The sequence below is a fragment of the Flavobacterium sp. HJJ genome (assembly GCF_015351475.1).
In the GTDB taxonomy this organism is placed as follows: domain Bacteria; phylum Bacteroidota; class Bacteroidia; order Flavobacteriales; family Flavobacteriaceae; genus Flavobacterium; species Flavobacterium marginilacus.
Map to the genome: position 1 here is coordinate 132,252 of NZ_JADKPR010000011.1, position 20,245 is coordinate 152,496.

Annotated in this window: 15 protein-coding genes; 9 read left to right on the forward strand and 6 right to left on the reverse strand. The window is 36.1% G+C overall.

What is annotated here, in order from left to right:
* The first annotated feature begins 149 nt into the window (after nt 1-149).
* The 3 genes from IRZ80_RS10770 to pbpC all read left to right on the forward strand — a co-directional run bounded on the left by IRZ80_RS10770 (nt 150) and on the right by pbpC (nt 9,075).
* Nucleotides 150-5,831, forward strand: coding sequence for an alpha-2-macroglobulin family protein (locus IRZ80_RS10770; RefSeq protein WP_194641569.1), 5,682 nt, complete (start codon nt 150-152; stop codon nt 5,829-5,831).
* A 135-nt stretch (nt 5,832-5,966) separates the two neighbouring features.
* Nucleotides 5,967-6,557 (forward strand): transposase, encoded by a 591-nt coding sequence (locus IRZ80_RS10775; protein WP_194641570.1) that lies wholly within the window; start codon nt 5,967-5,969, stop codon nt 6,555-6,557.
* A 142-nt stretch (nt 6,558-6,699) separates the two neighbouring features.
* The gene (gene pbpC, locus IRZ80_RS10780) at nt 6,700-9,075 is read left to right on the forward strand and encodes a penicillin-binding protein 1C (protein ID WP_194641571.1); all 2,376 of its coding nucleotides are present in this window, start codon (nt 6,700-6,702) and stop codon (nt 9,073-9,075) included.
* Between the two features lie 227 nt (nt 9,076-9,302).
* Here the strand turns inward: pbpC and IRZ80_RS10785 are convergent, their stop codons facing one another.
* The 6 genes from IRZ80_RS10785 to IRZ80_RS10810 all read right to left on the reverse strand — a co-directional run bounded on the left by IRZ80_RS10785 (nt 9,303) and on the right by IRZ80_RS10810 (nt 15,239).
* A complete protein-coding gene (locus tag IRZ80_RS10785; RefSeq protein ID WP_194641572.1) occupies nt 9,303-10,838 on the reverse strand; it encodes an ArnT family glycosyltransferase in 1,536 nt (511 codons plus the stop codon).
* Nucleotides 10,838-11,215, reverse strand: coding sequence for a GtrA family protein (locus IRZ80_RS10790; protein ID WP_194641573.1), 378 nt, complete (start codon nt 11,213-11,215; stop codon nt 10,838-10,840). Before IRZ80_RS10790 ends, IRZ80_RS10785 begins: the two co-directional genes overlap by 1 nt.
* Nucleotides 11,202-11,924, reverse strand: coding sequence for a phosphatase PAP2 family protein (locus IRZ80_RS10795; protein ID WP_194641574.1), 723 nt, complete (start codon nt 11,922-11,924; stop codon nt 11,202-11,204). The genes IRZ80_RS10790 and IRZ80_RS10795 overlap by 14 nt, the downstream gene beginning before the upstream one ends.
* Before the next feature lie 143 nt (nt 11,925-12,067).
* Nucleotides 12,068-12,850 (reverse strand): hypothetical protein, encoded by a 783-nt coding sequence (locus tag IRZ80_RS10800; RefSeq protein ID WP_228520872.1) that lies wholly within the window; start codon nt 12,848-12,850, stop codon nt 12,068-12,070.
* A 160-nt stretch (nt 12,851-13,010) separates the two neighbouring features.
* Nucleotides 13,011-14,555 carry a ribonuclease E/G gene (locus IRZ80_RS10805; protein WP_194641576.1) on the reverse strand — a complete coding sequence of 515 codons (1,545 nt, stop codon included), beginning with the start codon at nt 14,553-14,555 and terminating at the stop codon, nt 13,011-13,013.
* A 393-nt stretch (nt 14,556-14,948) separates the two neighbouring features.
* Nucleotides 14,949-15,239: an HU family DNA-binding protein gene (locus IRZ80_RS10810; RefSeq protein WP_035634379.1), complete on the reverse strand. Its 291-nt coding sequence runs from the start codon at nt 15,237-15,239 to the stop codon at nt 14,949-14,951.
* Between the two features lie 133 nt (nt 15,240-15,372).
* On the opposite strand from IRZ80_RS10810, the gene mutY reads away from it, so the two are divergent.
* From mutY to IRZ80_RS10840, 6 genes are all read left to right on the forward strand, one after another.
* On the forward strand, nt 15,373-16,410 hold the full coding sequence (mutY, locus tag IRZ80_RS10815; protein ID WP_194641577.1) for an A/G-specific adenine glycosylase: 1,038 nt from the start codon (nt 15,373-15,375) through the stop codon (nt 16,408-16,410).
* Nucleotides 16,411-16,700: 290 nt separating this feature from the next.
* Nucleotides 16,701-17,141 carry a single-stranded DNA-binding protein gene (locus tag IRZ80_RS10820; RefSeq protein WP_194641578.1) on the forward strand — a complete coding sequence of 147 codons (441 nt, stop codon included), beginning with the start codon at nt 16,701-16,703 and terminating at the stop codon, nt 17,139-17,141.
* Between the two features lie 23 nt (nt 17,142-17,164).
* Complete coding sequence (locus IRZ80_RS10825; protein WP_194641579.1) at nt 17,165-18,460, forward strand: gliding motility-associated protein GldE; 1,296 nt, start codon at nt 17,165-17,167, stop codon at nt 18,458-18,460.
* A gap of 6 nt (nt 18,461-18,466) precedes the next feature.
* Complete coding sequence (gene gldD, locus IRZ80_RS10830) at nt 18,467-19,030, forward strand: gliding motility lipoprotein GldD (protein ID WP_194641580.1); 564 nt, start codon at nt 18,467-18,469, stop codon at nt 19,028-19,030.
* Between the two features lie 285 nt (nt 19,031-19,315).
* Nucleotides 19,316-19,534, forward strand: coding sequence for a hypothetical protein (locus tag IRZ80_RS10835; RefSeq protein ID WP_194641581.1), 219 nt, complete (start codon nt 19,316-19,318; stop codon nt 19,532-19,534).
* A 48-nt stretch (nt 19,535-19,582) separates the two neighbouring features.
* Nucleotides 19,583-20,212, forward strand: coding sequence for a hypothetical protein (locus IRZ80_RS10840; RefSeq protein WP_194641582.1), 630 nt, complete (start codon nt 19,583-19,585; stop codon nt 20,210-20,212).
* The last annotated feature ends 33 nt before the right edge of the window (nt 20,213-20,245 follow it).

A 20,245-nucleotide genomic window follows, 5' to 3' on the forward strand; every position in this document is an offset into this window, starting at 1 on the left:
GCACCTCTAAAAAATAATTTTCGCGCAAAGAAATTTCTTCTTAAAATTATATACATTTACTACAATATTGTACCGGTTTTGCAGTTATGATTTTTAACTGTGAGCCGTTGTCATAGTCTTCGTTCGTAACCCATTAACTCTAGATAAAAGTGAAAACAAAAGGATTAATTTACGTGTTTTGTGTGTTTTTTTTGTTTCAGGCGTGTGGCCGAAAATCAGCCTCCGATTTTAATTCCGATTTTTCATTATTTAAAGAGTATATAGTCAGTTTTACGGGGGGAATCGTCTCGGCGCAATCGGATATTCGTGTGGTTTTGGCTTTTGATAATAATAATTGGAAAGTCAATCAGACTTTGGATAGCGATTTATTTGATATTTCTCCAAGTGTTGACGGAAAAGTCGTGGCACTTTCGAGCAATACGATTGCTTTTATCCCCGAAAAAAAGTTGGATTCGGGTACGGAATATCAGGTGATTTTGCATTTGGACAAATTGAATCCGAAAGTGACCAAAAAGAATAAAGAACTTTCTAATTTCAATTTCACGATAAAAACCATTAAGCAGGATTTTATTGTCAATACACTCGATGTTCAGTCCTACAGCAAAGAATATCAATATTTGAATTGTGTGTTGAAAACCGCAGATAATATGGATTTTGAAACCGCCAAAAAGTTGGTGGAAGCGGAGCATAATGGAAAAGATTTGCATCTGATTTTTGAGAAATCGAATACAGTTGGTAAAGAATTTAAATTCAGAATTGACAGTATTCAGCGGTTGGACTCTCCAAGCAATCTTGAAATTAATTTTGACGGGACTGATTATGATATGGACCAAAAAGGAACTGTCGATTTCCCGATTACGGCTCTGAATGAATTCAAAGTTTTAAAAACCGAATTGCAGGAGGGAAATAACCAAATGTTGTCGATCAATTTTTCGGAACCGTTGGAAAAAGGGCAGGATTTCAAAGGTTTGGTGGCAATTCAAAACACCAATAATTTAAAGTTTTCTACCCAAGGAAATGTGTTGAAGGTTTATTTTAACAATGAAAAAGCCCCTGAAAAATCGGTTGAAGTGGCTCCTGAAGCCGTGGCTGTAACCGAAACATCGACTGTTGCAGTTGATTCAGCTAGTGTTCCTCAGGACACGGCTTCGGTTGCAGAACCTGAAGAAGTTGTTACGGTTGCAGAACCTGAGCCTGTTGCTGTCATTTCACAAAAACTTTCGGGAGAATTACTGTTGGAAGTTTTTCAAGGGATCGAAAGCGAGTATGGCAAAAAGCTAAATGAAAATTATTCGGAGAAAATTTCATTTGACGAAATAAAACCGAACGTTCGTTTCATCAAAAACGGAACAATTCTGCCAAGTTCGAGCAATTTAAAACTCAATTTTGAAGCGGTAAATCTTCGGGCTGTCGATGTAAAAGTGTTTAAGATTTACAAAAATAACATTCTCCAATTTTTGCAGGATAACGAATTAAACGGTACCAGAAATCTGAAAAGAGTGGGTCAGCCAATTGCAAAATCAACGCTTACTCTTAACGAAGGGAATTTAGTCAATTCAAGTAAATGGAACACTTTTGCTTTGGATTTATCCAAAATTATAACTCCGGAACCGGGTGCGATTTACAGAGTAGAGTTCTCTTATAAAAAAGCCTATTCTTTATACAAATGTCAAAATTCAGAAGCTGATGACAGTGAAAATGAGGAAGAAGAAGTCGATGAGAAAGACGTGAATTATAGTCAAAATGCCTACGATGATTACTATTATGAAGATTATGATTGGAGGGAAAGCCAAGATCCTTGCACGAATTCCTATTATTACAATGCGAGAATCGGAACTAATATTTTGGCATCCGATGTTGGGGTTATTGCTAAAAGAGGCGAAAACAAATCGTATTTATTTGCGGTAAGCAACATCATTACAACCGAACCGATTGCCAATGCAAGAGTGGATTTGTACAGTTTCCAACAACAAAAATTAGCAACGGTAGCGACTAGCAGTGAAGGGATTGCAAGTTTTCAGTTGGATACATTTGCCTATTTTGCGATTGTCACTTATGGAACGCAGTCAACTTATGTTCGATTGGATGACGGAAATTCATTGTCGGTGAGTAATTTTAATGTGTCCGGTGAAACTTTGCAAAAAGGTCTCAAAGGTTTTATTTATGGAGAACGAGGGGTTTGGAGACCGGGAGATAATTTGTATTTGTCCTTTATTTTGAATGATGCTTCGAATAAACTTCCGTTGGGACATCCGATTAAATTCAGATTGAGTGATCCCAATGGAAAAGTCACATATCAGACGGTTCAAAAAATGAATGAATGGAATCACTATGCTTTTACTGTTCCCACAGAAGCTGATGCTCCAACCGGAAATTGGGAAGCGATGGTCAGTGTCGGCGGTGCCAAGTTTTACAAAAGCATCAAAATTGAAACCATCAAACCGAATCGTTTGAAAATTAAAAATACTTTCAAAAGAGCGATGCTTTCGTCTTCGTATCCAAATACAAGTAATCTAGAAGTGACGTGGCTTCACGGGGCTGTGGCCAAAAATTTGAATGTCGAAATGCAGGCTAAGTTTTCGCCACAAACAACAACTTTTAAGAATTTCGAAAAATTTACTTTTGATGATTTGGTGCGCCAATTTAGTACTGAGGAAATTACTGTTTTTTCGGGTAAATTGGATGCCAACGGAAAAGCAAGTACGGCTATAAACCCCAAAATACAGGGAGTTTCACCGGGTATGCTGAAAGCTTCGTTTATCACAAAAGTGTATGAGGAAGGTGGCGATTTCAGTACCGATGTTATTTCGACAGCCTATTCCCCGTTCAATACTTATGTGGGGATTAAATCGCCGGAACTCAGCAAATACGGGATGCTCGAAACCCGTAAAGTGAATCAGTTTGATATTGTTACCGTTGATGAAAACGGACGACCAAAGTCGGTTAAAAATCTTGAAGTGAAAATCTATAAGGTAGAATGGCGTTGGTGGTGGGATGCATCAAGCGATAATTTGTCCAATTATAATTCGGATAATGCGACGACTTCGTATAAAACCTTTAGAGTAAATACCGATGCCAACGGAAGAGGGGCAGTACGGTTTGCATTGACTGATGAAGAATGGGGCCGTTATTTGATTCGGGTTTCGGATGAGGTTGGCGGACACGCAACAGCTTTGACAGTAAACATTGATTGGCCGGTTTGGTCGGGAAAAACGAAAAACACTGATGCTTCAACGGCTAATATGTTAGTTTTTTCTACAGATAAAGAAAAGTATGCCGTTGGTGAAAATGCCCAAATTTCGTTCCCGTCGAGTGAAGGAGGACGTGCTTTTATCTCTATCGAAAATGGCTCAAAAGTAGTGCAAACTCTTTGGGCGAAGACCCAAAAAGGAGAGACGAAAGTGACCATTCCGATTACGGCTTCGATGGCACCGAATGTGTATTTCAATATTACGCTTTTGCAACCGCACGCTTCGACCAAGAACGATTCTCCTATCAGAATGTATGGAATTGTGCCTATTGAAGTGGTGGACAAAAACACGATACTTACCCCAAAATTAACGATGCCTGATGTATTGCGCCCTGAGCAGTCATTTGCGCTAAAAGTGAGCGAACAATCCGGTAGGGAAATGACTTATACCATTGCGATTGTTGACGAAGGGTTATTGGATTTAACCCGTTTTAAAGCGCCAAATGCTTGGGACAGTTTTTATGTCCGAGAAGCTTTGGGTGTCAAAACTTGGGACATTTATGATGATGTGATTGGGGCTTACGGCGGAAGAGTGAATCAGGTTTTCAGCATTGGAGGTGATCAGGATTTGGGTGGCGGAAAAGCCAAAAAAGCCAACCGATTTAAGCCTGTTGTGATTTATATGGGGCCTTTTAAATTGGAAAAAGGACAAATCAAAACGCATCAAATAAAATTGCCGAAATACATCGGTTCTGTAAAAACGATGGTGGTGGCCGGAGATGCGACTACGAGTGCTTATGGAAGTGCCGAAAAAGCAACCCCTGTCCGTAGTCCGTTGATGGTTTTGGCTTCATTGCCAAGAAAAATTTCCCCTTCGGAAAAAGTGACGATTCCGGTTACGGTTTTTGGAATGGAAAAAAACATCAAGAATGTTACGGTTCAGGTTAAAACCAATAACGGATTAAAAGTTATTGGCAGTGCGGTGCAAAGAGTATCATTTGCACAGCCGGATGAAAAAATGGCTTATTTTAATTTGGCTGTCGGTTCTTCAACCGGAATCGGGAAAGTGCAGATTGTGGCCACTTCGGGTAAGGAAAAATCGGTTTATGATGTAGAAATCGATATGACCAACCCGAATCCGGTGACCAATACATTTACCGATGTGATTTTAGAACCAAACAGTTCCAAAACTATTTCTTGGAAACCATTTGGCGTTGCGGGAAGCAATAAGGCCAAATTGGAAATTTCGTCAATGCCGACCATCAATTTGAACGGACGATTACAGTATCTCATTCAGTATCCCCACGGTTGTGTCGAGCAAACGACATCGTCTGTTTTTCCGCAATTGTATCTGAATGATATTGCCGATTTGGATGCCATGCGCAAAGGTTTAATTCAAAAAAATATTACTGCCGGAATTACTAGGCTTGGAAGTTTTCAGCTGTCAAACGGTGGAATTTCATATTGGCAAGGGGGAACCGTTGCTGATGATTGGGGCACTTCCTATGCCGGCCACTTTATGATTGAAGCGGAGAAAAAAGGATACTTTTTGCCAATTAATTTTAAAACCAAATGGATTTCGTACCAACAAAAAGAAGCCAAGCAATGGCGATTTATGCCGAGTTACGGAAATGATTTGGCGCAGGCCTATCGTTTATATACATTAGCTTTGGCAGGAGTTCCTGATTTGGCTTCGATGAACAGATTGCGCGAGACGAAAGGTATTTCGAACGAAAGTAAATTGCGTTTGGCGGTGGCTTATGTGTTGGCCGGACAAAAATCGGCAGGTCAGACATTGTTTTTAAATAGTAAAATAGAAGACGATTCAAATTACAACTATTACTATTATGGTTCAGCCGACAGAAATCGGGCGATGGCTCTAGAAACGATGCTTTTGCTTGGGCAAAAGCAAAATGCATTTGCAATGGCGATAAAATTAGCCAAAGTTATGTCTAGCGACCAATGGATGAGCACGCAGACTACGGCTTATTGTTTGTATTCGATGGCTAAATTTTCAATGAGTAATGGTGCCAAAGGAATCGATGTTCAGTTTGGAAAAGATGGAAAAATGCAGGCAATTAAAACGATGAAAACCATCGTCGACAGAAGTTTGACTGTTACAGCGGGACTAAACAGTGTAACCTTAAAAAACAACAGAAAAAATAGATTGTTCGTCCGATTACTGAACACCGGAATTCTTCCAATCGGGCAGGAAAATGCGGTACAAAGTAACGTTTCGGCTTCCATTGTTTTCAAAAATAGAAAAGGCGGAGTTATCAATGTATCGAAAATTAATCAGGGAACCGAGTTCGTTGCTGAGGTTACAGTTCGAAATCAAAAGAACGAACACGTCGAAAATGTGGCGTTGTCTCAGATTTTGCCTTCGGGATTCGAAATTGTAAATACCCGTTTTACGGACTACGGTGATGCTACCAATAATGTTGCCGATTATATTGATATCAGGGACGATAGAACTAATTTCTATTTTGGATTGAAAGCCGGTGAAATGAAAACTTTCAGAATACTGTTGAATGCCTCTTATTTGGGAACGTATTATTTGCCGGGATTGCAATGTGAGGCGATGTATGATAATACGTTTTTGGCTAGAACTAAAGGATTTTGGGTTCAGGTGATGAAGTAGCACGTATCCTAACAGGTTTCCAAAACCTGTTAGGTATTATATTAGTACGATTTTTTTAGGTATGAAATTTAAACCTAACAGGTTTTGGAAACCTGTTAGGATAGAAAGACCTTTTGGGTATATAAAATAAGAAATATGGAAAAAGATATTTTCGAATCAGGGCAATACTATCACATTTACAATAGAGGGAACAACAAAGAAAATATTTTTATTGAAGACAGAAACTATAATTTTTTTCTTGAGAAAATGAAGAAATACCTTTTGCCTGTTGCGGATGTGTATGCCTATTGCCTGCTTAAGAATCATTTTCATATAGTCGTAAGGATTAAAGATAAAATGGAATTGTCGGATAATTTCAAAGATAAAGTGCATTTACCATTTTCTAATTTTTTTAATTCGTATGCCAAAAGTATAAATACAGCCTATAACAGAACAGGAAGTTTATTTCAGGAACATTTACAACGAAACAGAATTGAAAACGAAGAGTATCTGAAACAATTGATCGTGTATGTTCATCTAAATCCCGTAAAACATAATTTTACGAAATCATTCGAAGCTTATTTACATTCTTCTTATCGTTCTTTTATGTCAAGTAAAGAAACGAGTATTGATAGAGATTTTATTTTAAAGCTATTTGGTGGATTAGAAAACTTTAAGTTTTATCATGATGAAAGAAGATTGGTTTATGAAGGAGTAGTTGATACTATTGATAAAATGGATTACTAATTTATATTGAGGTTTTTATCCTAACAGGTTTCCAAAACCTGTTAGGTATCTATAGGGTTAGGCTGTAAAATTTTCTTTTAGGAATAAAAAAATTATACCTAACAGGTTTTGGAAACCTGTTAGGATGGTAAATAAAAAAACTTTGAAAAATAAACTAATTGCGTTCTCACAACGCATCATCAATTGGATAAAAAAGAATAAAATAAAATCATCAATAGCATTTCTGTTGTTGCTGATTTATTATTTTTCGTTGCCAAGGACTTTGTTTCAGAAGCCTTATTCTACGGTGATTGAAAGCAGGGAAGGAGAATTGCTTGGTGCCAAAATTGCGCTTGACGGTCAATGGCGGTTTCCTGCCCAAGACAGCGTTCCCGATAAATTCAAGAAATGCATTGTCTATTTTGAGGATGAGTATTTCTACAAGCACCCAGGATTTAATCCTATGGCGATGTTCAATGCTTTTCAGCAAAACCGAAGAGCAGGCAAAGTTGTTCGTGGGGGAAGCTCCTTGACGCAACAGGTAATCCGCTTGTCTAGAAATGGTAAGAGCCGAACCTATTTTGAGAAAATAATCGAACTCATTCTCGCCACCCGATTGGAGTTGGGATATTCCAAAAACGAAATTTTGGAATTATATGCTTCGCACGCTCCGTTTGGAGGAAATGTGGTGGGTCTCGAAATGGCTTCTTGGCGGTATTTTGGGGTGCAAGCCCACCAATTGTCGTGGGCAGAAAGTGCTACTTTGGCTGTTTTGCCTAATGCGCCAAGTTTAATTTATCCGGGAAAAAACCAAACGGAATTACTGAATAAACGCAACCGGCTTTTGCTGAAATTGAATAAAGAAGGAGTAATTGACAAACAGACCTACGACCTTTCGATAGACGAACCCTTGCCACAAAAGCCGTATGATTTACCTCAAATTGCACCCCATTTGTTGCAACGTGTTGCCAAGAATCAACCGGGAACAAGGGTGAAAACGACTATTGAAATTGGATTGCAAAACAGGGTCAATCAAATTGCGAAGTATTACTATAATCAATACAAACAAAATGAAGTCCATAATTTGGCTATTTTGGTAATTGATGTGTCCAATCGAAAAGTGATGAGTTACGTTGGGAATTCGCCTACGGATGGGAACCATCAAAAAGATGTGGATATTATCGATGCACCAAGAAGCACAGGGAGTATTCTCAAACCTCTTTTGTACGGTGCTATGCTCGACGACGGGGAATTGTTGCCCAATACATTGGTGGCAGACATTCCGACGCAGATTTCGGGTTATACACCGCAAAATTTCAACCTGACATTTGATGGAGCTGTTCCTGCACACAGAGCATTATCGCGTTCGCTGAATATTCCTGCCGTATTGATGTTGCAGGATTTTGGCGTGAATAAATTTTATGAAGAATTACAACGGTTCAAGTTGCGCGATATTTCAAAACCGCCTGATCATTATGGTTTGTCGCTTATTTTGGGTGGAGCCGAAAGTAATTTGTGGGATTTGTGCCGAACTTATGCAGGCTTATCTTCCACTTTGAATTATTTCAATAAAAATAATGGACAATACAGAACCAATGAATTTGCAGAACTCAATTATGATGATCGTTTTCAAGTGGATTTTGGGGACGAGACGAAGCAAAAGAACATTTTGGGAGCTGGTTCGATTTGGCTTACGTACAACGCAATGGAGCAGGTTAATCGCCCTGAAGGAGACGAGGCTTGGAAATTTTATGACAGTTCGCTCAAGATTGCTTGGAAAACCGGAACCAGTTTTGGTAATCGCGACGCATGGGCGATAGGAACGAACGCAAGATATGTGGTAGGAGTGTGGGTAGGCAATGCGACAGGTGAGGGAAGACCAACATTGACGGGAGTTAGCAGTTCGGCTCCTATTTTATTTGATGTTTTTAATTTGTTGCCAAGACAGAGATGGTTCGATACCCCATATAAGGATTTGGAAGAAGTTGAGGTTTGTAATTTGAGCGGATATATCGCCAAAGAAGGCTGTCCGACGATTAAACAGTGGGTTCCCAAAAAAGGAAAAAACACGGCTGTTTGTCCCTATCACAAAACGGTGCATTTGGATAAAATACTGCAGTTTCAGGTCAACAGCAGTTGTGAAAGTGTCGATAATATTGTGACCAAAAATTGGTTTGTTTTGCCTCCCGTAATGGCTTGGTACTACAAAAGCCAACACATAGAATATCTGCCGTTGCCCCCGTTCAGAAATGATTGTATGGGGTCGCAAACCGCGACAATGGATTTTATTTACCCCAAAACCAACAGCAAAATCTATCTGACTAAAAATTTCAACAGCGAAGTACAGCCCGTAATCCTGAAAGTTGCCCATTCGCAACGCGAAAGCAAACTGTTTTGGTATGTCGATAATGTTTTTAAAGGTACAACCAAAACTTTTCACGAAATGCCTATTTCGGCCACAACGGGATTCCATTACATCACCGTAGTCGATGAATTTGGAAACGAAATCCGAAGAAAAATTGAGATTGTGAAGGAGTAACTTTAGAATGAATGTTAACCCGTTGGATGAAATTCAAATTAAATAAAAAATTAACCACATAGAGACATAGATTTATAATTAATCGTCAAAGAATAGATAGAAAACAGCACTGTTTTTCACATAGATTGGCTATGCGAAAAGTAAAACGCCTATCAAATTCTTTTAAATACATAGGAAATTTTATGTTTCTATGTGGTTAAAAATAATTTAACCCAATGGGTTGAATGTTATTCTCCAGTATAATTCTGAAGTAAATAAACCAGCATATTTCGCACAGGTTTTTTATTTCTAAATTGTTTAATAATTATTGGGGGATTAATTTTTTCAAAACTCTTTTTGTATAATTCATTCGGATCACTAAAGCTATTCGAAACAGTAATAAAATAAGCATCATCACCAATTTTTAGCTGTTTTCTATATGCATTTAACCAATCATAAGTATGAATGTCTTCCAGCTTTCCTAAAGCTATAAAGTCCAAACCCAGAGGCTGTGCAATATAATTGTCAATATGTGCTCCAGGAAACCATTTGTTATTTATGACGAAAGTGGTTTTTGTTATACCCGATTGTATGTTTTTATTGCGGACTTTTTCAAATTCAGTTTTGAAGAAGTTCCAATCATACATATCAAGTGTAAAATCCTTTTTGCCCAAGGATATTTCATCTTTGCTTCCAATTGTTCCAGGGTAGAAATTTATGGTTAGGATGCCTGCCAGCGCAATTACAGAAATCAATATATAGGAGGAATTTACTAATTTTCTCCATGTTGAATTTCTATCCTTGGTTTTTTCTATTTCATCGGAAATATAGCAAGAAGCGAGTATCAATAGTGTAACAAAGGCCGGACCTGACCAATGAGGCAAAGTGTCTCTGAAGAAAGAGATAGAAAGTAACAATAGAATTAAAGGAAGGCTTATCAAAAGAAGCAGTCTTTTGACAGCTGTCGAAATGTCGATTTTGTTTTTCCAAATTGCGATTAAAGAACAAAATATCAAAAAATAATTAATCGGATTGTTATAAAAAAAGCCTCCAAAAAACTCTCTGAAAAAGCCGGAAATATTGATTCCCCTGCTAATTGAGACTCTTTGGCTGTGATAGGTATAGGTTATAAAATGATTTTCGATGTTCCAAATTAAAATTGGCGAAATAATGAGCAAAGTAATCAGGACTGCTAAATACAGGTAACCATTTTTTAATAAAACCCTTTTGTAACACAAAATGTATAATCCAAAACCTACCCATAAAAAAGTCCCGTGAATTTTGCTCATAATGCACAATCCGCTGAATAAACCAAATAGAATTAGGCGGTTGTTAAGTTTTTTAGCTTCGGCTGTTCCTGAAACAATCTGAATTAAAAAGTGAATACTAATCAGCCAAAAAAATAATTGTGGAGAATCCGGTAAAATAAATACTCCTGCAATTATGCTCGAATACAAGGAACCTGAATAAAGCAACGAAGCAATTAAACCTGCTTTTTTATTTTTAATTCCTTTGCAGATGTAATAAATAAGATAAGTGTTAACAGCTCCAAAAATAATTGATCCCAAACGCACAAAAAGCTCATTAGTCAAATTGAGATTAAAAGTTGTCAGCCGAATTAGCAAGGAGACCATTGGCGGATGGTCAAAATAATTCCATTGCAGGTGCTGGGCATACGTCAGATAATACACTTCGTCGTTGCCCAAGCAAATTGATATGGCTATAATGCATCTGGCGAGAGTTGCTAGTGCTATAATTAAGGTTAATTGTTGGTTTTCTTTCATTATAATTTAAAGGTGTACAATGAGTTTGCCGTAAAATTCCAGACGAAAACAATTATTGTTACGATTGCCTTGCAGACATAGAAATTGATTTTGGTGTTTTTTTGGAGTAAATAAAGAAACGAGGTATTCAATAAAAACCCGATAACGGAGATAATCAGAAAACTTAAAAATTGAGTTGCAAGATGGTTGTCGGTATTGTGAAAAGTAAAATATTTATTCAGAAAATAATTGTTTACAACACCAAAAAGGAATCCCAATGAATTGGAAAGGTATTTATTAAGCAACAATTTTTCTTTACAAATCCAAGTTATTGAGAAATCTATCAGGAGTCCGGAAAACCCAACCAATCCAAATTTAAAAAATTTAATAAGATCCATTTATTTTTGGTTTATGCTGAGTTTTAAAATTGTGCATCGCTAAGTTGTATTGCCTTGTAATTTGAATACCCGCTTTTTTGATCTTGAATTTATTTTTTCTGTACCATAAAATGCTGAAAGTACCTGATAGAATGCCTAAAGTAGCTCCCGCCAATACATCAATTGGGAAATGATGGGCCAGATAAATTCGGGAATATCCTATCGCCATTGCAAATAACAATAAAAAAGCCCAGATATGCCTTCTTTTAAAATAATTTGCAAAAACAGTCACCATTGCAAATGCCGAAGCGGTATGACCAGAAGGGAAACTTCGGAATCCAATTCTGCAATTTGAAAAAGTGTCCAAATAATAGCTGTAATGAAGAGATTCGAAATATACGCTAGGCCTTGGAGACATAACAAAATGTTTTATGATTTGGGATAAAATGCCAGAACTTAAATACCCAAGGAGCAAAAGCATTCCTAATTCTCTATGTTTTTTGAAGGAAAGCATGATAACCGCAAATAGCAATAAAGAGAAAAGGCCATCTCCGCAAATAGTAATATTTTGAAAAAAGACTGTTAGTGAAGGTGTGTGGAAGCTATTCAGAATAATGAAGCTGTCAGCCTTTGTATTAGTGCATAAAAAAAGAACAGCCGAGATAGTCAATAGCAAACTGCCAATATAAAAAAAGTTGTTTTTGTTTATTATTTCTAAAAGCTTCTTCATTTTCATAAAATTAATAATGGTAAAAATAAAACCTTACTTTTTTTATTTGTTTAAAAATGAGATTATTAAAATCCGATGAAATCGTAAATATAATGTTATGCGAGGATTTTAAATGAAGCAATTTTCGCCAGAAAGATTCGTTTTTAAAAACCAATTCGGAGTGGAATATAGGCTTTATTGTTATTAGTGATTCTGAAGTTCAGTCCAAAAGTAAAACCTTTTAATTCCGGTTTTTCATCTTGTGTTAAAGGATAGGAATAACCAAATCCGAAATCGATAAAATTCAAAAATGACAGTCCGGCAAGTGAATACAGGTTACGGTTTGAACCTCCGGCTTTAATAAATATGGCGTTTCCCGTGTTCAAAGAAAAATATGCATCGGGAATACCAAAGTATTTACCGTCATAACTGCTTATTCCATATCCTAAACCCATAAAAAGTTTGGTTTTATTCTCGCAGTCCAGGCAAAATTCCAAACCGCCTGTAAATTGGCTTTTGACTGTTATCGAATAATTAATGTAAAAAATGGGTTGCCAGTCCAGAAGTTTTGGAGTGTGGCTTTCTTTGCGATTATAGTTTTGGGTTGATAAAAGTGTTTCGTTTTCGTCATACCATGTCGAAATACCGATTAATTCCTGTCCTTCTTTGTCTTTGGAATAACCTTGAAATTGTAATTTATGATTTTTTAAATAATAGTCTTTTATACAATAGACAGAATCTATATTCCTGATAGGATAGCCGACTGCTTTTTTGGTTTCTATTTTTTCAGACGGAATACGGTAATATATTGCTTGTTTCTTTGGGCAGTTTTTCCAACAGTAATCAAAATAAATGGAGTCTTTTTGGGCAAAGGAACAGGAAAAAAGAAATAAACATAGAAGTGTAAAAAGCTGAGTTCTTTTCTTTTGACTTTGTAATAGTTTCACTTCGTATTTCATCTTAATGGTACCGCAAATTTAAGAAAATAGTTGCTTTTATATGTAGTGAAAATAATAAAAAAAGCTTTTTTAACAGCTGTTTCTTTTGATAAATATTTTTTAAAAATGCACAAAAAAACCGCCAATCTTTCGAAAAGCGGTTTTTGTTTTATTCGTTGATAACATTTCCTTTTTTGTCATAGAAATGGTACTCTAAATACGTGTAAGCGTCACGTGGTATGATTTTCACCCATTTTTTGTGTTCAAAAAACCATTTTGAACGCAATGATGGAAAACCTTTACTGAGGTATGCAGCCACAAAAGGATGTACATTAAGCACTACTTTTTTGTGGGTTTTTAATACTCTTTCAAGATCGGAAGCGATTTTGTCAATGATTAAAATCGGCGCTTCAATTTCGCCGTTTTCATTGTTTGGATCTTCTTCTCTTGTTTTGATAATAACTTCTGGTCTTACGCGTTGTCTGGTAATCTGGACCAGCCCAAATTTACTCGGTGGTAAGATTTTGTGTTTCGCTTTATCGTCGCTCATTTCTTCCCTCAGGAAGTCGAACAGGACTTTACGATTTTCGGGATTCGACATATCGATAAAATCAACTACTATGATACCGCCCATATCTCTAAGACGTAATTGTCTTGCTATTTCGGCGGCTGCAATCATATTGACTTCCATGGCTGTGTCCTCTTGGTTGGTGGCTTTGTTAGAACGGTTGCCGCTGTTTACGTCTATAACGTGCAGTGCTTCGGTGTGTTCTATGATAAGATAAGCTCCTTTACTCATGGAAACGGTTTTCCCAAATGAAGTCTTGATTTGTCTCTCTATATTGTATTTCTCAAAAATAGGAGTGTCCTTAGACTGATAGAACTTAACAATTGATTGTTTGGATGGTGCAATTTCCTGCACATAATCCTTTGTCTGGTGGTACAACTCTTCATCATCAATCTGGATACCGCTGAAGGTATCATTAAATACATCTCTTAATATAGAAGAGGCTCTGTTGAGTTCTCCTAATATTTTGGATGGATGATGAGCAGTTGGTAATTTTTTACACATTGCATTCCATCTGCTTAGCAGGTTCTGCAAATCTTTTTCTAATTCTACTGTGCTTTTGCCTTCGGCTACTGTGCGAACAATAACGCCAAATCCTTTTGGTTTGACTGATTGTACAAGACGTTTCAAACGTTCCTTTTCTTTTTTGTCTTCTATTTTCTGAGAAATAGAAACGCGGTCAGAAAACGGAACCAAAACAATAAATCTTCCTGCCAGAGAAAGTTCTGCGCTTAATCTAGGACCTTTGGTCGATATTGGTTCTTTGACGACTTGTACCAAAACAGACTGATTGGCGTTGATTACATCTGTAATTGTACCGTTCTTGTCTATTTCTTTTTCAAACTGAAAGTTTTTAAGGGAGAAATCTTTTATTTTACCTGCGCTTACAAGTTTTATGAATTTCAGCTGGGAAGCTAAGTTAGGTCCTAAATCGTGATAATGTAAAAAGGCATCTTTCTCGAAGCCTACATTTACAAAAGCAGCGTTAAGTCCAGCAACGGGTTTCCTTATTTTGGCAATAAAAATATCGCCAACCTGAAAGTTGCTTTTCTCTTCTTCTTTGTGTAATTCAATTAGTTTTCCATCTTTTAATAAGGCAAAATCTACGAAATCAGAACTAGATCGAATGATTAATTCTTTATTCATTTGTAAATTTTTATCTGTTTTTTCAGAAAATAGAAAATAGAAAAAAGAGAATAGACTGAAAAAATCTATAATCTAAAATTTAAGATCTAAAATCTTATTTACAGATGGATTAAACAATATTTGAACAGGTTTGTTTACCCGGTGAGGAAAAATATCTTTGAGATGCAAGATGAAAGAATAAAGATTTTTGGTCTTTCTTCTGTTTTCTTTCTTCTATTTTCTTTTCCTCGATTTCAATGAACGTTTAAAAAAGAAAAAAGTAGTTTAAAACTACTTTTTCTTTTTGTGACGGTTAGCTCTCGCTCTTTTTTTGCGTTTGTGCGTTGCTACCTTATGTCTCTTTCTTTTTTTACCACTTGGCATATCTAATAGATTTATAATTAATTAATAGTGTTATTTTGCTTCGTTGTTCACTTTTACGCCTTCAACAAAAACTTTTGCAGGTTTGAATGCAGGAATATTGTGTGCAGGAATTTTGATAGTGGTATTTTTGGAAATATTTCTTCCAGTTTTTTCAGCTCTTGTTTTAACGATAAAACTACCGAAACCTCTTAGGTAAACATTGTCACCAGTCTCTAGTGAGTTTTTTACTTCGTTCATAAAAGTCTCTACGGTTGCTTGCACATCCCCTTTTTCAAGACCTAATTTTTCTGAAATCTTCGCTACGATATCTGCTTTCGTCATTTTCTTTCCTTTTTATTATGTTGTAATAATTTTTTTGAGTTTGCAAATATATGAATTAAAAAAAGAATAAATCAACCTAAATCGTTAAAATTTAATTACATAAACAATTACTTTTGTTTTCTAAAATATTAAGATGATTTTTTATAACGATCTAATTAAGTGGTACTTGCAGAATAAGCGGGATCTGCCTTGGCGCAAAACTGTCAATCCGTACCTGATTTGGCTTTCCGAAATTATGCTTCAGCAGACAAGAGTAGCGCAGGGATTGCCCTATTTTTTATCTTTTATCGAGGCTTTTCCGACGGTTTTTGATTTAGCAGACGCCAATGAGGAAAAAGTACTTAAACTCTGGCAGGGATTAGGCTATTATTCCCGTGCCAGAAACCTGCACAAAACAGCACAGATAGTTGCTTATGAAATGAACGGTGTTTTTCCGGATAATTATAAAGACTTATTAAAACTGAAAGGAATTGGTGAATACACCGCCGCCGCAATTGCATCTTTCTCCTATAATGAATGTGTTCCAGTAGTCGACGGAAATGTGTTTCGAGTGCTTTCGCGTTACTTTGACATAGAAACTGATATTGCTCAGGCTTCTGCCAAAAAAGAATTCGCTGCTTTGGCTTTTGAATTAATGCCAAAAGATAATCCTGCATTATTTAATCAGGCGATAATGGAATTTGGAGCCCTGCAGTGTGTGCCGAAAAACCCCAATTGTGCTGAATGTGTATTTAATAACAGCTGTGCCGCTCTGCAGAAAAAGAAAGTCGGTCAATTACCTGTTAAATTAAAGAAGACCAAAGTCCGAAACCGCTACTTTAATTATATAGTAGCTGTCGATGAATTGGAAAACACCGTTATTCAAAAACGTACTTCCAAAGGAATCTGGCACAATCTGTATGAGTTCCCGCTGATCGAAACCGACAAAGCCGAAGATTTTGAAACCGTAGCCCAGCAGATCAACAGCCATTTTTTCAAGGGAAATAAGATCGAGAGCCTGATGGAATATAATGAAGAAAGTATTGTTCATAAACTTTCGCATCAGCATCTTTACATCAAATTTTGGAAAGCAAATTTAAAAGGGACTATCGAAGACGGAATGGATATCAAAACCGCCAAAACATTTCCCTTTCCCGTAGTTATTCACAATTTTATTGAACAGGAATTGTAAAACAATTTGGGGGTGCCGCTATAAAGCAGCGGGGCCAGCTCATAGGAACGGGTATTCGGCCCCATTGCTTTATAGCGTCGGGCTGTCCGCGTTACTTCGGTAACCAGCTTCCATCCCTCACCCGAAACCAGAAAACGATGAGTTTTTGTTCTTTAAATTGAATTGTGAAATTGTGAAATTTTTAATTCATGCGATTCATGTCTCAGACTTTTAAAATCAGCTGTCTCTGATAAATCCTAATAAATATGTATTGAAAAATAATGTACCTTTGGTAGAAATACCACCAAATCATGAACGGAACATTAAATAAAGTAATGCTTATAGGCTATCTTGGCGATGATGTCAAAATGCACTATTTTGAAGGAGGAAACTGCATCGGCCGATTTCAGCTGGCTACCAATGAAGTCTATGTCAATAAAACGACCAACGAAAAAATTACTTCGACCGAATGGCATAATCTGGTTGTGCGCAACAAAGCAGCCGAAATATGTGAAAAATATCTTTCCAAAGGAGATAAAATTTATGTGGAAGGCCGTATAAAATCACGGCAGTGGCAGGCCGAGGACGGTTCTGTTAAGCATACAATGGAAATACAGGTTACGGAGTTTACTTTTTTGAACACCAAAAAGGAAACTGAAACCAATAGGGCAATAAATTCTTCGGAATCAGCAAAAAACACTAACTTTGAATCTCAAAATAACGACTTGCCTATTAATGACCTGCCGTTTTGATTGTTTAACTAATTCATGCCAATTTGGACCCAGAGCCCAGTTTAGAGATAGCTTCTCAAGTTGACTTTACCTTAATTTTTGGTTTTGTCGGAATCATAATTTTGCTGTTTTGTTCCGCAATAGTTTCAGGTGCTGAAGTTGCTTTGTTTTCCTTATCACAAAAAGATTTGGACGAATCTATACAGGAAAATAACACCAAGGGTAAAATAATTGCACGGCTATTGGAAAAACCCAAAAAACTTTTAGCGACACTTCTCGTTGCAAATAATTTCATTAATATCGGAGTGGTGATTTTGTTTTCTTTTGTTGGTAAAAACATTTTTGCTTCTATCGATTCACCGGTTTTAAAATTTATAACCGAAGTAATTTTAGTTACTTTCCTGTTATTGCTCTTTGGTGAAGTGCTACCAAAAGTGTATGCCAGCAGAAACAATATAAAGTTTGCTCAATTAATTGTTTATCCCGTTTCAGGATTAGATAAAATTTTGTCGCCTATAAGCATACCAATGCGTTCGATAACCTTGTTTTTGCAGAATAAACTTGGGAAACAAAAATCTAATTTTTCAGTTGATCAATTATCGCAGGCGCTGGAACTGACAGACAGTGGCGAAACTACTACCGAAGAGCAGAAGATTTTAGAAGGAATTGTTTCTTTTGGCAATACCGATACTAAGCAGGTGATGAGTCCAAGGATTGATGTTTTTGCATTGGAAATAACAGAGCCTTTTGCTGCAATTTATCCGAAAATCATTGAAAAAGGGTTTTCAAGAATTCCAGTGTTTCGCGAGAGCATTGACCAGATCGAAGGAGTACTGTTTGTTAAGGATCTGCTTCCGTATATTAATAAAAGCGAGTTTGATTGGGTGACTTTACTGCGAGAGCCTTTTTTTGTACCCGAAAATAAAAAACTGGATAATCTGCTCAAAGATTTTCAAAGCATGAAAAGTCATTTGGCTATTGTAGTGGATGAATACGGAGGAACATCAGGATTGGTGTCGCTGGAAGATGTTATTGAAGAAATAGTGGGTGAAATAAATGATGAGTATGATGATACATTTGTTAATTTTTCGAAACTCGATGATAAAAATTATATTTTTGAGGGCAAAATAAACCTGAAGGATTTCTTCCGAATTATTGATGTTGATGAAGATTTATTCGAAGAACAAAAAGGGGAGGCAGAAACATTGGCTGGGTTTATTTTAGAAATTTTAGGCAATTTCCCTAAAAAAGGACAGAAAATAGTTTTTGAAAACTGTACGTTTGTCATCGAATCTGTTGATCAAAAACGGGTTAAACAAATTAAAGTAACGATTGAATAATATAAAATGCTTAATAAAATTACTGCTCTTTTTGTGTTTTTTGCTTTCTTCCTGTCTTTAGCAGGTTGTAAAAATGATGTTTTGCCTAAACCAGCGAGTTATCTAAGACTGGATTATCCAGAAGCGGAATATGTTGGTCTTAAAGGACACTGCCCATTTGAATTTGATATGAACTCCAAAGCAATAATAAAAGAAGATAAAGACTGCGGTTACTCGATTACATATCCTAAGATGAAGGCAACAATTTACCTGACCTATAAACCGGTAAATAATAATATAAATAAATTGCTTAGAGATGCTCAGAAACTAACTTACGAGCATGTTATCAAAGCTGACGATATTCTGGAACAGCCATATATAAATCAAGATAAAAAAGTGTATGGCATGTTTTATCAGGTAGATGGAAATGCCGCGACCAACTCTCAGTTTTATGTAACTGACAGTGTTAAACATTTTGTTACAGGATCAGTTTATTTTTATGCTAAGCCTAATTATGATTCCATTATGCCTGCGGCAAGTTATATTAAAAATGATATGCAGCGATTGATGGAAACTTTGAAGTGGAAATAGATTTTGTTTTATTTTTTTATAATGTATTTCAAATTATCAAATAAACGCAAAATTAATCGTCTGTCGTTGGTGATTATTTCTGCTGTTCCCTTTGCTTCAAATTTAAAATCCAAAACAGTACCATAATTGGTTTTTAATTGTTGTGGAAAATCGACCATAATAATATATACATCGGTAATTAGTTAAGGATGTATAAGTCCTGCATCAGGTGGTGTTGATGTAAACGTATTTTCTAATTTTGCAGATCAATATTTTAATAGGTCATATATAACATCTACTAATCAATTGAGTAGTTTTATTGTTGCTGGTGGTACAAATTTTGCAGTTGGTATTTATCGTGCTTATAGTTCAAATGGAGTTTCTTCAAATCTTCATGCTGTAGTAATAACAGGGATAACTGCTGATGGTTCTAAATATATTTGTAGTGATTCTCAAAATGGTGTTGTAATAAAATATATTGACATTGATTGTATAGAAAAATATACAGGCGTAAGTGGATTATAGAATATTTCTTGATAAGATAATTTATATACTTTTTTTAACTTTTAATATATGATACACAAATCATTAGTAAAGAAAGGGTTTGAACTTGTTTTTGTATTAATAACAATCGTTTATTTTGACTTTTCTTTGCATGCACAAAACCAATTAGATGAAAAATTTAAAGAAAAAGCAGGTAATAAGTGGTATAATATGGTATATCAAGCTCCTAACAGTTATTATGGGATAGAGGTAGAAAGTTGTTATAATGGCAATGAAAATTTTATACAAAGTGCATTTGATCATGGTATAAAAAGCAAAACGCATGATATTGTAGTTGCTTTTGCTATGATTTATATCATGGCTGACGATACACCAAGAGGGAAACGCATAAGGGAAGTTTTTGGAAACCCAACAAAGATTAATCTAGAGGCGATAGCTTATGAGGCTGATACTACATGGTATAAAGTGAAGTATCTCGATTCTCTTCAATTAAAAAAAATAAGTGCTGATAGAGGTATAATTTACAACATGAAGATAACGAAAAAGTATAAAGGAATTTATGACAGATGTAAAAAAATAATAGAATATAAAGATAATGTGGGAAGAGCTGAGATATTGTTTTTTTATAATAAAGGGGATGATGCTCTTGTTGATGAAGAGATAAAGAACACGTGGGGGATGCTGAAATTTAAGTCTTAAAGGCAGTGCTATGATCTTAGAATTCTATTAACT